This is a genomic window from Veillonella sp. KGMB01456, from assembly GCF_023051165.1.
In the GTDB taxonomy this organism is placed as follows: Bacteria; Bacillota; Negativicutes; order Veillonellales; family Veillonellaceae; genus Veillonella_A.
Window position 1 is genome coordinate 1 of record NZ_JALKIG010000083.1, and the last position, 1,469, is coordinate 1,469.

Here is a 1,469-nt window from a genome sequence, read left to right on the forward strand (position 1 = left end):
GAAACCTATTCAGGCTTCTCGGAAATAAAAGTCTAACTTTTTGGGGTCACTACAAACACCTAAATCCCAAAATACCTAATCACAATACAAAAGAGCAACTAATCCACCTAATTCAAAAATACTTTGTAACTTCATCCTTTCTTATAAATGATATTTTTAATATTTACCCCTATCAAAACAAAACTCAAAAGGCCACACACAATACCTATATACACACCGATTTGCCCAAATAGAGGTAAAAATAAATAACCACAGTTTAAAATAAAAGTTCCCCAACCAAACGAATAACGATTGTTCATAACGATCTGTACACGTCTAAGCGGTTTTATGAATAATAACAGCAATAAAGCACAACTCAAGCCTAAATAAATAAGCCATATGATTTCTAACGCCGGATGCCCATGATTCTTAAAATGTAAATCCACCCCTACTGCCAAAATACTCATATACCATGGTGGCGAGGTTATGTAAGAAATAAACTCCGAACTCTTATAAGCCCACACCCACAAATCGTCAGCCACAAAATATCCCTGATATGCATTTTGTAATTCAGACTTATCAATCAAACGCAGGTGATAAGTACTTGTAGCCGGCTTGGACAAATCCTTTCCGGATGGAATATCTAACGATAAAATCTCTTTATCCGGGTACTTATTCCTTACTAAGTCAAAAATGTCCAAATACGTATAAACAGATTCCGTATTTTGCTGTGACGCAAAATACGCTTCTGCCCCTGCCGCACTATCAGCATAATAAGCCCGTGAAAAATAAGAATGACCTATCAACAAAATGCCTGAAATAAATAAAATAATGCAATAAGGCGAGACTATAATTCCTAGGAATGTATGTAGCGAATACGTGCCTCGTTTCGGCGAAAGATTAATTTTTTTATAAATTTTATAGCCTGCAAAACACGTTACTAAGCTAACCAAACTAAACAGCAATAATAAAATACGACCCATATCGCCCAATAAAAAATTACTGTGGAATCTGGCTAAGGTTCTTACAATTACAGCCGTATAGTCCATATCAACATGGCGTGGTACCATCTGATTATTTGCCGGAATGAACCGACCATCTCGAATATAGTAATGATAACGAATAATTTCCTTATTATTCTTTTCGGTAAAACGAAAAGAAATTAAAGAGGTCTCCGGTCGAATTGCCATAGATCGCAACGTGTAATTAGGATGTTCGGCCAATATTGTATTAATCTGATTTTGGCTATTATTCCACATGGAAATCTCATGGGCAGAGTACATTTCTTTTTCAATATTTGAGAAAGAAAAGCCTCTAAGCATAATAACTAACCCGGAAAAGCATAGTAAGAAAAATACAATGCCCCCTATATAACCCGTGTATTTATGAATCTTATACCATTGTTTCATATAAAACTCCATAAAAGACCCTCGATCTGTAGTGACCCCAAAAAGTTAGACTTTTATTTCCGAGAAGCCTGAATAGGTTTC

1 protein-coding gene is annotated in these 1,469 nt (G+C 35.5%); it reads right to left on the reverse strand.

Features of this window, described 5'->3' with window-relative positions:
• Nucleotides 1–131: 131 nt before the first annotated feature.
• Entirely contained in the window at nucleotides 132–1,388 is a 1,257-nt protein-coding gene (locus tag MXE28_RS11385) for a PepSY-associated TM helix domain-containing protein (RefSeq protein ID WP_164726550.1), read from the reverse strand.
• Nucleotides 1,389–1,469 lie beyond the last annotated feature (81 nt).

Coding starts and splice junctions, on each gene's coding strand:
- MXE28_RS11385 (WP_164726550.1), bottom strand. CDS start 1,388: ATGAAACAATGGTATAAGATTCATAAATACACGGGTTATATAGGGGGC.